At 66.7% G+C, this 13,061-nt stretch carries 13 protein-coding genes; 6 read left to right on the top strand and 7 right to left on the bottom strand.

Annotated elements, in window-relative coordinates; translation table 11 throughout:
• Positions 1 to 16 precede the first annotated feature (16 nt).
• Both D4766_RS12900 and rsmI read right to left on the bottom strand, forming a co-directional pair.
• Complete coding sequence (locus D4766_RS12900; RefSeq protein ID WP_120717814.1) at positions 17 to 367, bottom strand: YraN family protein; 351 nt, start codon at positions 365 to 367, stop codon at positions 17 to 19.
• Positions 364 to 1,206, bottom strand: a complete 843-nt coding sequence (rsmI, locus tag D4766_RS12895) for a 16S rRNA (cytidine(1402)-2'-O)-methyltransferase (RefSeq protein WP_234024814.1) — start codon at positions 1,204 to 1,206, stop codon at positions 364 to 366. The genes D4766_RS12900 and rsmI overlap by 4 nt, the downstream gene beginning before the upstream one ends.
• A gap of 39 nt (positions 1,207 to 1,245) precedes the next feature.
• Between rsmI and D4766_RS12890 the strand changes: the two genes are divergently transcribed.
• The 3 genes from D4766_RS12890 (at position 1,246) to D4766_RS12880 (ending at position 5,458) form a co-directional block, all read left to right on the top strand.
• Positions 1,246 to 2,415 carry a penicillin-binding protein activator gene (locus D4766_RS12890; protein ID WP_120717812.1) on the top strand — a complete coding sequence of 390 codons (1,170 nt, stop codon included), beginning with the start codon at positions 1,246 to 1,248 and terminating at the stop codon, positions 2,413 to 2,415.
• 56 nt (positions 2,416 to 2,471) lie between these two features.
• Entirely contained in the window at positions 2,472 to 4,451 is a 1,980-nt protein-coding gene (gene parE / locus D4766_RS12885) for a DNA topoisomerase IV subunit B (RefSeq protein WP_120717811.1), read from the top strand.
• Between the two features lie 158 nt (positions 4,452 to 4,609).
• On the top strand, positions 4,610 to 5,458 hold the full coding sequence (locus D4766_RS12880) for an AAA family ATPase (protein ID WP_120717810.1): 849 nt from the start codon (positions 4,610 to 4,612) through the stop codon (positions 5,456 to 5,458).
• A 4-nt stretch (positions 5,459 to 5,462) separates the two neighbouring features.
• On the opposite strand, the gene D4766_RS12875 is transcribed toward D4766_RS12880, so the two are convergent.
• Positions 5,463 to 6,362 carry a L,D-transpeptidase family protein gene (locus D4766_RS12875; protein ID WP_120717809.1) on the bottom strand — a complete coding sequence of 300 codons (900 nt, stop codon included), beginning with the start codon at positions 6,360 to 6,362 and terminating at the stop codon, positions 5,463 to 5,465.
• 175 nt (positions 6,363 to 6,537) lie between these two features.
• On the opposite strand from D4766_RS12875, the gene D4766_RS12870 reads away from it, so the two are divergent.
• Complete coding sequence (locus D4766_RS12870) at positions 6,538 to 6,834, top strand: PilZ domain-containing protein (RefSeq protein WP_120717808.1); 297 nt, start codon at positions 6,538 to 6,540, stop codon at positions 6,832 to 6,834.
• Positions 6,835 to 6,844: 10 nt separating this feature from the next.
• Here the strand turns inward: D4766_RS12870 and D4766_RS12865 are convergent, their stop codons facing one another.
• Entirely contained in the window at positions 6,845 to 8,242 is a 1,398-nt protein-coding gene (locus D4766_RS12865) for a methyl-accepting chemotaxis protein (RefSeq protein WP_120717807.1), read from the bottom strand.
• Between the two features lie 134 nt (positions 8,243 to 8,376).
• Here D4766_RS12865 and D4766_RS12860 point away from each other — a divergent pair, with 134 nt between their 5' ends.
• Together D4766_RS12860 and D4766_RS12855 are read left to right on the top strand one after the other, a co-directional pair.
• Entirely contained in the window at positions 8,377 to 9,558 is a 1,182-nt protein-coding gene (locus tag D4766_RS12860; RefSeq protein WP_120717806.1) for a vWA domain-containing protein, read from the top strand.
• A gap of 14 nt (positions 9,559 to 9,572) precedes the next feature.
• The gene (locus D4766_RS12855; RefSeq protein WP_120717805.1) at positions 9,573 to 9,875 is read left to right on the top strand and encodes a hypothetical protein; all 303 of its coding nucleotides are present in this window, start codon (positions 9,573 to 9,575) and stop codon (positions 9,873 to 9,875) included.
• Positions 9,876 to 9,885: 10 nt separating this feature from the next.
• On the opposite strand, the gene D4766_RS12850 is transcribed toward D4766_RS12855, so the two are convergent.
• From D4766_RS12850 to D4766_RS12840, 3 genes are all read right to left on the bottom strand, one after another.
• Entirely contained in the window at positions 9,886 to 11,202 is a 1,317-nt protein-coding gene (locus D4766_RS12850; RefSeq protein WP_120717804.1) for a spinster family MFS transporter, read from the bottom strand.
• A gap of 98 nt (positions 11,203 to 11,300) precedes the next feature.
• Entirely contained in the window at positions 11,301 to 12,500 is a 1,200-nt protein-coding gene (locus tag D4766_RS12845) for an exo-beta-N-acetylmuramidase NamZ family protein (protein WP_120717803.1), read from the bottom strand.
• Positions 12,497 to 13,039: a DOMON-like domain-containing protein gene (locus tag D4766_RS12840; protein ID WP_120717802.1), complete on the bottom strand. Its 543-nt coding sequence runs from the start codon at positions 13,037 to 13,039 to the stop codon at positions 12,497 to 12,499. The genes D4766_RS12845 and D4766_RS12840 overlap by 4 nt, the downstream gene beginning before the upstream one ends.
• Positions 13,040 to 13,061 lie beyond the last annotated feature (22 nt).

Below are 13,061 nucleotides of genomic sequence, written 5' to 3'. Positions count from 1 at the left end.
CTGAGCCTACCGAAGGTCATGGCTGCCAGGCGTTGACGATGTGATGCGGCAGGCGCCCCGGCGCAAGCAGGACGACGTCCACCCGCAGGTCCTCCCCCTCCCGCGCGTACTCGTGCGCGACCGCTTCGGCTGCCGCGGCGACGCGGCGCAGGCGGTATTCGTCGATCGCGAAGTCGAGATCGTCCGCCTTGCGCCGCCACTTCACCTCGATGAAGGCGACCGTGCCGGCGCGCCGGGCAACGAGGTCGATTTCGCCCACCGGGGTCTTGCGGCGGCGGTCGACGATCGACCAGCCCTTGGCGCGCAGGAAAAGCTCGGCGGCGAGCTCACCCTTGCGCCCTTCGCGTTCCGCGCGCTGGCGCTTCATTCGCCGCGCAGTTCGAGCGCGCGTGCGTAAAGCGCCTTGCGGTCGAGCCCGGTCGCCCTGGCCACCTGCGCCGCGGCTTGCGACGGCTTCTGGTCCGCCAGCGCCTCGCGCAGCATCGCGTCGGCATCGACGCTTTCCTCGCGCTCCACGGGCGGCGACACCAGCAGGACGATTTCGCCCTTCGGCGGATGTGCGGCGTAATGGTCGGCGAGGTCCGCCACGGAGCCGGTGCGGCACTCCTCGTGCAGCTTGGTCAGCTCGCGCGCGACCGCCACCTCGCGGCCCGGCAGCACGCGCCCGATGGCCGCCAGCGCCTTCGTCAGGCGGGGTGCGGTCTCGTAGAACACGAGCGTTGCGGGCACCCGCGCAAGATCGGCCAGCATGTCGGAGCGCGCCTTGTCCTTCACCGGCAGGAAGCCCGCGAACAGGAACCGGTCGTTGGGCAGGCCCGAGAGCGTGAGGCCGGCGAGCGCCGCGCACGGCCCGGGCAGGGTCGTGACCGGTATCCCCGCGGCCCGGGCCTCGCGCACGAGGCGGTATCCGGGGTCGGAGACCAGCGGCGTGCCCGCATCGCTCACCAGCGCCACCGCGCGGGTATGCATCGATTCGACCAGCCGCGCCCGGTCGCGCTCGCTGGCGTGATCGTCGTACCGCCACAGCGGCTTCGACGCGCCGAGGTGCCGCATCAGCTTGCCGGTGACCCGCGTATCCTCGCATGCCACGCCGTCGCAGGCGCGCAGCACGTCGGCCGCGCGAACGGTTATGTCCCCGAGATTGCCAATCGGGGTCGCGACTATATAGAGTCCCGGAAGAAGCGGCGCTGGCGGTTGGTGGGACACGGCGCGCCTCATGGACGAGTATCGCGGGGAGCGGCAAGCATGAATAGGAACCGGTTCGACCGGCGGACGGTCGTGGCACTGGGCGGCGCGATGCTGCTGGCGGGGTGCAAGATCATTCCGGGCGGCGGCGCGCCCACGGCTCCCCCGCCGGTGCCCACCCCCACGCCCGGCCCCGTCGTGCAGCCCCTGCCGACCGACACCGACCGCCACCGCGTCGCGCTGCTGGTGCCGATGTCGGGCGGCAACGGCGCGGTCGGCCAGTCGATCGCCAACGCCACCACGATGGCGCTGCTCGATACCAACGCCGACAACCTGCGCATCACCACCTACGACACGGCCGGCGGCGCGCGCGGCGCGGCGCAGCGCGCGGTGGCCGAAGGCAACAAGCTGATCCTCGGCCCCCTGCTGTCGGACGACGTACCCGCCGTGCTCGCCGCCGCCCGCCCCGCCGGCGTCCCGCTGATCACGTTCTCCAACGACAGCGCCGTCGCCGGCCCGGACGTCTTCGTGATCGGACAGGCGCCCGAACAGTCGATCGATCGCACCGTCGGCTTCGCCCGGCGCAACGGCGGCGCCCGCTTCGCCGCCATCGTGCCCGAAGGCGAATACGGCCAGCGGGCGGCGGCGGCCTTCCGGGCGGCGGTCGCGCGGTCCGGCGGCGCGGTGGCGGGGATCGAGACGTATGCACGCGGCAACACCTCGATCGTCAGTTCGGCGACCCGGCTCCAGCAGCGCGGCGGCTTCGACACCGTGCTCGTCGCCGACAGTTCGCGCCTCGCGGTCCAGGCGGCAAACGTCCTGCGCCCGCGCGGCACCGGTCCGCTCAAGATCCTCGGCACCGAGCTGTGGAGTGGGGAAGGCGAGATTACCCGCGCCCCCGCCCTTCGCGGCGCATGGTTCTCGGCGATACCCGACGGGCGGTTCAAGCGGTTCTCCGACAGCTACAAGGGCCGCTTCGGCGCGCAGCCCTATCGGGTCTCCACGCTCGGCTACGATGCCGTTCTGCTGGCGCTGCGCATCGCGCGCGACTGGCGACCGGGGCGCAACTTCCCGGTGTCGAAGCTGCGCGACGAAGGCGGCTTCCTCGGCCTCGACGGCGCGTTCCGCTTCGGCCGCAGCGGCGTGGTCGAACGGGCGATGGAAGTGCGCGAGGTGCGCGACGGCCGCGTGGTGATCGTCGATCCCGCGCCAGCCACGTTCGACGACTGACGATAACTCGCCCCCCGGCTTGAAGGGCCGCGAAGCCGCGGCATATACCCCGCCCGATGCCCGACGACGACCTGTTCGCCAATCCGCCCGCCACCAGCGGCGATTACGACGCCTCCTCGATCGAGGTGCTGGAGGGGCTCGAGCCCGTCCGCCGGCGGCCGGGCATGTACATCGGCGGGACCGACGACCGCGCGCTGCACCACCTCGCCGCCGAAGTTCTCGACAATGCGATGGACGAAGCGGTGGCCGGCCACGCCAACCGTATCGAGGTGGAACTCGGCGAAGGCAACGTCCTCACCATCAGCGACAACGGGCGCGGCATTCCGGTGGGCGAGCACCCCAAGTTTCCCGGCAAGTCCACGCTGGAGGTGATCCTCACAACGCTCCATTCGGGCGGCAAGTTCTCGGGCAAGGCCTACGCCACCAGCGGCGGCCTCCACGGTGTGGGCGTCAGCGTGGTCAATGCGCTCAGCGACCACACCCGGGTCGAGGTCGCCCGCAACCGCGAGCTTTTCGCGCAGGAATTCTCAAAAGGCGCGCCGACCGGATCGATCCAGAAGCTGGGCGGCACGCCGAACCGGCGGGGCACGACCGTCTCCTTCCACCCCGACGCGGAAATCTTCGGCGACCGGCTGTTCAGCGCGAAGCGCCTGTTCAAGCTCGCCCGGTCGAAGGCGTATCTCTACGCCGGGGTCGAAATCCGCTGGAAATGCGCACCCTCGCTCGCCGCGGACGACGTGCCGGCCGAGGCGACGTTCCAATTCCCCGGCGGCCTAGCCGATCACCTGGCCGAACAGGTCGCCGGGCGCGAGTGCGTCACCAGCCAGCCATTCGCCGGGCGGCAGGACTTTCCGGACGAGGGTGGCCGGGTCGAATGGGCGATCGCTTGGCCGCTGTGGTCCGACGGGTCGTTCAGCTGGTACTGCAACACCGTGCCCACCCCCGACGGCGGCACGCATGAACAGGGCCTGCGCGCCGCGCTCACCAAGGGCTTGCGCGCCTTCGCCGAGCTGACCGGCGCGAAGAAGGCCAAGGACATCTCGGCCGACGACGTGATGACCGGCGCGGAAGTGATGCTCAGCGTCTTCATCCGCGATCCGCAATTCCAGTCGCAGACCAAGGACCGGCTCACCTCGCCCGAAGCCGCGCGACTGGTCGAGAACGCGGTGCGCGATCACTTCGACCATTTTCTCTCCGACAACATGGAGCGCGGCCGCGCCCTCCTCGCCTCGGTCATGGAGCGGATGGACGAGCGCCTGCGCCGGAAGGCCGAACGCGAGGTCAAGCGCAAGACCGCGACCAACGCCAAGAAGCTGCGGCTTCCCGGCAAGCTGACCGACTGCACCGGCGAAGGCGACGGCGAGACCGAACTGTTCATCGTCGAAGGCGACAGCGCCGGCGGCAGCGCCAAGCAGGCACGCGACCGCAAGACGCAGGCGATCCTGCCGATCCGCGGCAAGATCCTTAACGTCGCCAGCGCCAGCGCCGACAAGATTCGCGCCAATTCGGAAATCGCCGATCTCACCCTCGCATTGGGCTGCGGCACGCGGAAGGACTGCAACGCCGACCAGTTGCGCTACGACCGCATCGTCATCATGACCGACGCCGATGTCGACGGCGCGCATATCGCGACGCTGCTGATGACGTTCTTCTTCCAGGAAATGCCCGACGTCGTGCGGCAGGGTGCGCTCTATCTCGCCCAACCCCCGCTTTACCGCCTCACCGCCGGGAAGGAGAGTGCATACGCTCGCGACGACGCCCACCGCGCCGAGCTGGAGGCCACCGTGTTCAAGGGGAAGAAGGTCGAGGTCTCGCGCTTCAAGGGGCTCGGCGAAATGAACCCGCAGCAGCTGCGCGAAACCACGATGGCACCTGCCAGCCGCAGCCTCATCCGGATCACCCTGCCGGCCGAACACGAACAGCGCCACGCGATCCGCGAACTGGTCGACCAGCTGATGGGCCGCAATCCGGAAAACCGGTTCAACTTCATCCAGAACAACGCCGGCGAATTCGACCGCGAGATGATCGACGCCTGAGGTTCGGCGGGCCGGCGGCGCCCGAACCGCCGTAACTGCCGAATTCGGCGCCCGCACATGCGCCGAAATTCGGCGCCAGGGCTGGCAAACGCGCGCCCGCACTTGCCCTTGCCAGCCGGCCCGCTTACGCAAGCGTCAAGTTGTTTGGAGAAACGGGTATGGTCGATCGGTTCGAGGGCACCAGCAGTTACATCGCCACCGAGGACCTCAAGGTCGCGGTGAACGCGGCGGTGACGCTGCGCCGTCCGCTGCTGGTGAAGGGCGAACCGGGCACCGGCAAGACGGTGCTCGCCTACGAGATCGCGAAGGCGGTCGGCGCGCCGCTCATCGAGTGGAACGTGAAGTCCACCACCAAGGCACACCAGGGCCTTTACGAATACGACGCGGTCGCCCGTTTGCGCGACGGACAGCTCGGCGAGGAGCGGGTCCACGACATCCGCAACTACATCAAGCGCGGCAAGCTGTGGGAGGCGTTCACTTCCGAGCAGCTGCCCGTGCTGCTGATCGACGAGATCGACAAGGCCGACATCGAGTTTCCGAACGACCTGCTGCAGGAACTCGACCGGATGCGGTTCGACGTTTACGAAACGCAGGAGACGATCGCCGCGAACGAACGGCCCATCGTCGTCATCACTTCGAACAACGAAAAGGAATTGCCCGACGCCTTCCTGCGCCGGTGCTTCTTCCACTACATCAAGTTCCCCGATCGCGACACGATGCGCGAGATTATCGAGGTGCACTATCCCGGCATCCAGAAGATGCTGGTGACCAAGGCGATGGACGTCTTCTACGAAATCCGCGACGTGCCCGGCCTCAAGAAGAAGCCGTCGACCAGCGAGCTGCTCGACTGGCTCAAACTGCTGCTGAACGAGGACATGCCGCTGGAAGTCCTGCAGGACCGCGATCCGACCAAGGCGATCCCGCCGCTGCACGGTGCGCTGCTTAAGAACGAGCAGGACGTAATGTTGTTCGAACGCCTCGCCTTCATGGCGCGGCGGCAGAACTGACCCGCTAGCTTACCGCGAAGCAGTCTATACCGGATCGCTTGAGGGTGCCGCACAATGCATGCGCGCCCGGAGCGGTCACGCGCAACCGGTAGTACCGCTTCGAATTGACGGTCGCAGGTTCGATCGTGCGGTCAAGACCGGCCAGGTCGGGCCGCGCCCGGACGAGCCGGCTCCAGTGCGCCGTCGCCTCCCCCGGCGACGTCGCCGCGGCGAGCTGAATGGTCTGCCCCCCGCCCCGCCGCACCGGCCCGGCACGCTCCGGCGCGGCGGCCTGTGCTGCGAGCGCAGATGGCATCCGTTCCATCGCGGCCGCCGCCAGGCGAACGGGTTCGGCCCCGGGCAACGTCCCGTCGTCTGGCACGGGCGAATCGACCAGACCGGCCAGCGTCGCGGCCGCGGACGAGCGGATCAACGGAGCGTCGGTCACGATCACGGCGGTCGAACCGAATTTCGTCAGCTGGTAGAGCGATGCGGCAAACGCGCGCGGCAGGCGGATGCAGCCGTGCGAGGCGGGGTACCCCGGCAGGTGGCCGGCATGAAGCGCGATACCGCTCCACGTCAGGCGCTGCATGAACGGCATCGGCGCGTTGCTGTAGATGTTGGAACGGTGCTTCACCCGCTTCTGCAGGATCGCGAACACGCCCGAAGGTGTCGTGTGCCCCTTCTTGCCGGTGGAAACCGGGCTCTCCTTCCACAGCTCGCCGTCGCGGAAGACGAACATCCGCTGCGACGGCTTGCTCACCACGATGACCACGCCGTCCGCCATCATGTCTTGCACCGTGGGGACGGGCGGAGCCGGCGGAGGGAGGTCAAGTTCGGCCGCGACGGGCGCGGCTTCCAGCAGGACAGGTTGGGCTTCGATGCGCGGCGCGGACATGCTCGCGAGCGGAAACCAGGCCGTCATCACGAACAAACATCCTGCGATTGCGCGCACCAGCGCTTCCCCGACGACTCCTGACAGGCGTTAACCTTTAGTTTACGCCGGGCTTACGGACAAGTCCGGGGGGGTTTTCGCGCCGGCCTCAATCTGGAATAAGGCCGGCAGTCGCAAACAAACCTGCATCGAAAGGCAGGAACCAATGGTCCAGGATCGCGAAAGCGAACGACATTCCGTAGAAGTATGGGGGCATTACCGCACGCCGAACGGCGGCAAGCGGGACGTGCCGATCAAGGACCTTTCCGAGAGCGGAGCCAAGTTCTACGACAAGTTCTCCAGCCTGATGCCGGGTGCCGAGATCAGCCTGAAGATCGAGACGCTGGGCCCCTTCCCCGCGACGATCCGCTGGCAGGAAGGCGGCTACGTGGGCGTCGCGTTCCACAGCAAGCTCTACGGCCCGACGTTCGACCACATCCGCCTGCGACTGAGCCGCCAGTAGGCGCGGTTCGTCAGAGGACGTAGGCGAGCTCGAAGTCCCCCCACCGCCGACCGTTGATGACCAGCGGCACATAGACGTTGCGAACGATCTCGTAAGTCCGGCCGTCGCCTTCCTGGCGATAGACGGCCATCATGTAGGGCGCGTCGCTGGTCTTGGCCTTGCGGTCGATCGCATCGAACAGGATGCGGCCGTTGCGGCAATACTTGGTGTCGTGCGCGATGTCGCCGGTCGGCTGGCGGCTGCGGTCCGACACGTGGGTGGGCAGGAAGCCCTTCATGTCGGCCTGGCTGCACATCTTGATCGGCCCGCCTTCCGCGACGACGCGGTCGTTGACGGGCCGCCAGTTGCGATCTGCCCAGTCGCTGAGACCGGTCCTGAACCGCGGCGGGTTGCTGCCGGGGATTTCGCGATACGACTGGTCGAACAGGTCGGTGCCCGTCAGTTCGCCCGCGGCGACCGCTTCTTCTGCACGAGCGACGATCTCGCGGGCGTAGCTCTGCGCCTTGTCCACCATCGCGCTGTCGGCGGGCGAGAGGCCGGCCTTCACCAGTTCGTCGAACATGGCGCTTGCGGTGAGTTCGAGGTCCTCGATCTTGGCATGGGCACCGGACAGGCGATGTTCGTTCTCGATCGCCGCGCGGTCGAACGATTCGAGCACGTCCTGCACCGCGTGCACATGGTTGCTGATGGTCGCGGTGGCGCGTGTGATGCTGTCGTTCTGCCCGTCGACCTCGACGATCAGTTCGTTGACCGAGCGCATGGTGTGCTGGATCTGACCGACCGACAGCTTGGCCTCCGCGCTCGACTTCGCGCCGCTCTCGATTTTCGAGATGACCTCGTCGGCTTCCTTGCCCAGCGTGTCGATCGTGCGCCCGATCTCCTCGGTCGCGCGGCGGGTATCGCTGGCGAGGCTTTTCACCTCGTTCGCCACGACCGCGAAGGTCCGGCCCGCATCGCCCGCGCGCATCGCCTCGATCGTGGCGTTGAGGGCGAGGATATTGGTCGTCTCGGCGATCTGGTCGATCTCCTGCGCGCTCGAACGCACCTGCGCCATCGCGGCGGCGAAGCCGGTGACGTGCTGGGTCAGCGTCTCGACGAGTTCGAGCAGGTCGGTGATCTGGCCGAGCGACGATGAGATCAGGCTCGACCCCTCGCTCAGCCGTTCGATTGCGCGTTCGGACAGCAGGCGCGCCTCGTCGCTCGCCTGTGCGACGCGCATCTGGTCCTTCTCTAGCGCGGAGACGGTTTCCTGCAGCGCCGAATGTTCGGCCCGCAGTTTTTCCGAGCTTACCATCACCGATTCGATGATGCCGGCCACGTCGGTGCAACCGACGGTGACTTCGCCGCAGCTGGCGGAAATGCGGTCGATGCCGTGACCGGCGGCGATGTCGATCGAATTGAGTTTCATGTGTCCCCCCGGCCTCCAAAAAGCCGTCCGGAAGGCGATACGGGGTCCATGGTTAGCGAACTGTAAAGCCGGGACCGACAATCTCGCCCGCGCGGTGCTGGCGCGCGGGTCCAATGCGGGGTATGCCCGTTTCCATGTTCTTCAACTTCGTCGACGAGCTGCGCGCGGCGGGCATTCCCGCCAGCTTCAAGGAACACCTCACACTGCTCGAGGCGCTCGAGCAGGACGTGATCGAACAGACGCCCGAAGCGTTCTACTACCTCAGCCGGGCGACCTTCGTGAAGGACGAAGGGTTGATCGACCGGTTCGACCAGGTCTTCCAGAAGGTCTTCAAGGGCGTTCTGACGGACTACGGCCAGCAGCAGGTCGACATCCCCGCCGACTGGCTGAAGGCGGTCGCCGAGAAGTTCCTCACCGAGGAGGAAATGGCCGAGATCAAGTCCCTCGGCTCGTGGGACGAGATCATGGAGACGTTGAAGAAGCGGCTCGAGGAACAACAGAAGCGCCATGAAGGCGGCAACAAGTGGATCGGCACCGGCGGCACCAGCCCGTACGGCAACGACGGCTACAATCCCGAGGGCGTGCGGATCGGTGGAGAGAGCAAACACAAGCGCGCACTCAAGGTCTGGGAAAAGCGCGAGTTCAAGAACCTCGACAACACGCGCGAACTGGGCACCCGCAACATCAAAATGGCGCTCCGCCGCCTGCGCCGGTTTGCGCGCGAGGGGGCGGCCGACCAGCTCGATCTCGACGCGACGATCGAGGGGACGGCCAAGCAGGGCTGGCTCGACATCCACATGCGGCCCGAACGGCGCAATGCGGTCAAGTTGCTGCTCTTCCTCGACGTGGGCGGATCGATGGACCCGTTCATCAAGCTCGTCGAGGAGCTGTTCAGCGCCGCCACGGCGGAGTTCAAGAACCTCGAGTTCTTCTATTTCCACAACTGCCTCTACGAAGGCGTGTGGAAGGACAACCGCCGCCGCTGGGCGGAACGGACGAAGACCTGGGACGTGCTCCACAAGTACGGTCACGATTACAAGATCGTGTTCGTGGGCGACGCGGCGATGAGCCCGTACGAAATTACCCATCCGGGCGGCAGCGTCGAGCACATGAACGAGGAAGCCGGGGCGACCTGGATGCAGCGGGTCACGAACACGTATCCCGCGACCGTGTGGCTGAACCCGGTGCCCGAACAGCAATGGGGCTATTCGCAGTCGACCAAGGTGATGAAGCAGCTGGTTAACGACCGGATGTACCCGCTCACGCTCGACGGGCTCGACGACGCCATGCGGGAGCTGAGCCGGAAGCACGGCTGATTGGAGGGACGCCGATGAAACGCGTTTATGCGATGGCGCTTGCGGCGTCGGCCACGACCGCGGCGACCATCGCTTTCCGGAGCGACGAAGTCGAGCGCAAGGTGGACCTCTGCGGCGACAGGATCGAGTTGGTCCGCGAGGAACTCGGCCAGCCGAAGCTCGATCGCGAGCCGGCGAACGCCGACAAACCTCTGCTGATCGCCGCCGTCGACAAGCGGGTCGACGGATGTGCGGTCATGCAAATGAAAGGCGACGTCAACGACATGCGGCCAATCCCGCAAACTACCGACGATCCGAAGCTCCAGCCTGCTCGCTGACCCCCGGCCGTTATTGCCGGTCGAGTTCGTCGTTCAGTCGCAGGCTGCAGCGCCAGAAGAAGAATGCCGGCAGAAGCCCCAGCAGAGTTGCGGTGTACAGAACCACCTGCACGCTGTCCTCGCCGAAGCTCGGCTTGATTGCGTCCGACAGCATTCCGAACAGCAGTGGTCCGAAGCCCAGCCCGATGAGGTTCTGGAAGAACAGCAGCACTGCGGCCGCCATCGCGCGCGAGCGGATCGGGACAAGCCCCTGCACGCTCGAATAGACCGGCCCGTAGTAGAGCGAATTGAGGACGGTGGGAAGAAACAGGAGGACAAGCGCGATACGCCAGTCTTCGGCCGCATACCCGAGGTAGGCGATGGGGATCGCAACGGCCATTCCGATCGCCGGCGCGGTCAGCACATGCCGGCGATTGATGGCCCCCCAGCGGTCGGCGATCTTGCCGCCCAGCCATGTGCCAAGGATGCCGGCGATACCGTTGACGATACCGAAGTACAGGCCGACTTCGCCCGGAGAAAGACCGTGCGTACGCTGGAAGAAGATCGTCGCCCAGGTCGTCTTGCCATAGCTGAGGAAGGCCGCGCTGGAGGCTGCGACCAGCAGAAGGACCATCGCGCGCGAGCCCAGGATGGGCTTCAGCATCGCGCGGATACGCGGGATCAGCGGAAGCACGGGTTCGTCGGCCTGCTGGGCCGCTTGCGCCGCCGCCCGCTCGCGGAACACGTCCGAAAAGCGGGGCTCCTTCAGGACGGTCCACACGACGACAGCCATGATCACACCCGGAAGTCCGACGATGACGAACGCCATGCGCCAGCCGACCGCGTCGGCGAGCTGGCCGCCGATGATCATGCCGAGCAGGGTTCCGACCGGGATACCCAGCGCATAGAACGCAAGAGCCGAAGCGCGCCGTTCGTTGGGTACGATGTCGCTGATCAGCGAATGCGCCGCAGGAGTGCATCCCGCTTCCCCCACTCCGACGCCGATACGCGCCAGGAGAAGTTGCCAGAAATTCTGTGCGATACCGCAGATGGCGGTCATCGCCGACCAGGTGGCCAGCGCTACCGCGATCAACCGCGGCCGGCTCGTCTGCGGCCGGTCGGCATACCGGGCGATGGGCAGGCCGAGCACCGTGTAGAACAGGGCGAACGCGAGGCCCGTCATCAACCCGATCTGGGTGTCGGAGAGGTTAAGATCCTTCGCGATCGGCTCGGCAAGGATGTTGACGATCTGCCGGTCGATGAAATTGAAGATGTAGACGATCAGCAGGATCCACATTGTCGCGGTCACGCCGCGCCGGGTGGCCTGTTGGGCCGGGGCAGTCGCCATCTATGTCCTCTCCGTTGCGGCCGTCGAGGGCCGCTTCGGAACGGAAGGTCTGCGACTAACCGGCGCGCGTCAACCGGTTACGCGCCTTTTTAGAAAATTCAGTACAGCAGAACCGGGGAGATCTGTTCGCGCCACGCCGCCTCGTCGGTACCGGCGACCGTTTCGAGATCGTCCGGCACGGATGCGGGGTCGTCGACCCACGCGCGCAGGGCCGGACCGCCGTTGATGACATCGATTGCGAGGCGGCCGAATTCGTACTCGTAGGCGAAGTCGCGCCACAGGTCGTAGTCCGGGTGCAGGCGGCGAATCGCCTTGAATGCGAGCGCCTGCAAACGCCACGGGCGAAATGCGTGGTGATCGTAGAACGCGTGTTCGGCATGGATCATCAAGCCGCCGCACAGCGTCTTTGCATGCTTGTGAAACGTCGGCTCGAAATAGCACGGCCGGATCGCGCAACCGGCCAGCCAGTCGGGCGCGAAGTCCCGCATCTCGCGTAGGACCGCCAGTGGTTCGAGGTCGGGGGCACCGAACAACACCTCGAGTGGCCGCGTCGTCCCCCGCCCTTCGCTGAGGTTGGTCCCCTCCAGCATCACCGTCCCGGCATAGGCGCGCGCCATGTTGAGGCTGGCGGCGTTGGGACTGGGATTTATCCATACCCGATCCTCCGGCCAGCCGAAGCCCGGCGCATCGTCGGGCCGCCAGCTATCCATTTCGACGACACGGTATGCCACGTCGATCCCGAACCGGCGGATGAACCAGTGGCCCATCTCGCCCATCGTCAGCCCATGCCGCATCGGCATTTCCGCCGCACCGACGAAACTTTCCTGCCCCCCAACGAGCAGTGTCCCTTCGATCGGGCGACCGGCCGGGTTCGGGCGATCGAGCACCCAGACTTCCTTGCCGTGCTGCGCCGCCGCTTCGAGCAGGTAGAGCAGCGTGGTGACGAAGGTGTAGATCCGGCAGCCGAGGTCCTGCAGGTCGAACAGGAACACGTCGGCGGTGCTCATCATCTGGCCGCTGGGACGGCGCACGTCGCCATAAAGGCTGAATACTGGGATGCCGTACTGCGGATCGGTCTCGTCCGCGGTCTCGACCATGTTGTCCTGCTTGTCGCCCTTCAACCCATGCTGCGGACCGAACGCGCTGGTGACGTTCACCCCAGCGGCGACCAGCGCGTCGAGACTGTGCGTCAGATCCGCCGTTACCGACGCCGGGTGCGCGACGAGCGCGACGCGGCGGCCTTTGAGTTGCGCAAGAAGGCTTGGCTCTTCCAAGAGCCGGTCGATGCCGAATTTCATGATCCGTCGGGTGGCCCAACCTCGGCGACGAAGCAAGACGGGTCGTGGAAGTCGGGCTTGGCTTCGGGATGCGCCAGCGCCCAGTAGCTGACGGCCCCGCCCTCCTCCTCCACGACGGCCGCGAAGTTCGCATCGCAGCGCCCCAAGGGGATGAGGTCGGCCGGAATGGCCGCATCGAAAATGGCGAACGTGCTTCCCTGGCGCATCGCGCAGTCGGGCTCGCGCGAGGCGGGCCGCTCGGTCATGCCCTCGCGATAGGAGGCGAAGTCGTATGCCGCCCAGCGCTCCGACGGTGACAGGTTGAATTCGCTGTAGGCCGCGCCGCCCACCGGTCGCAGGAACAGTTCGAAACAGGTCGTGCGCCAAAGCTCGTCGGCGCGCCCCCGACCGGCGAACGGCGGGACGACAAGCTTGCCGCTGCCTTCCACCCGCCAGCGCACACGCAGCCAGTCGGCCGTGTGCCCGATTACCTTGGCCTCCACCGCGGTCACCGCAAGCGGCGGCCGGGAAGGATGGGCCGTCAATCGATGCGTTTGCATGGCTCGCCCCCCGTGCTAACCG

The organism is Tsuneonella amylolytica (genome assembly GCF_003626915.1).
Taxonomy (GTDB): Bacteria; Pseudomonadota; Alphaproteobacteria; order Sphingomonadales; family Sphingomonadaceae; genus Tsuneonella; species Tsuneonella amylolytica.
This window is presented reverse-complemented; position numbering and strand designations above follow the sequence as displayed.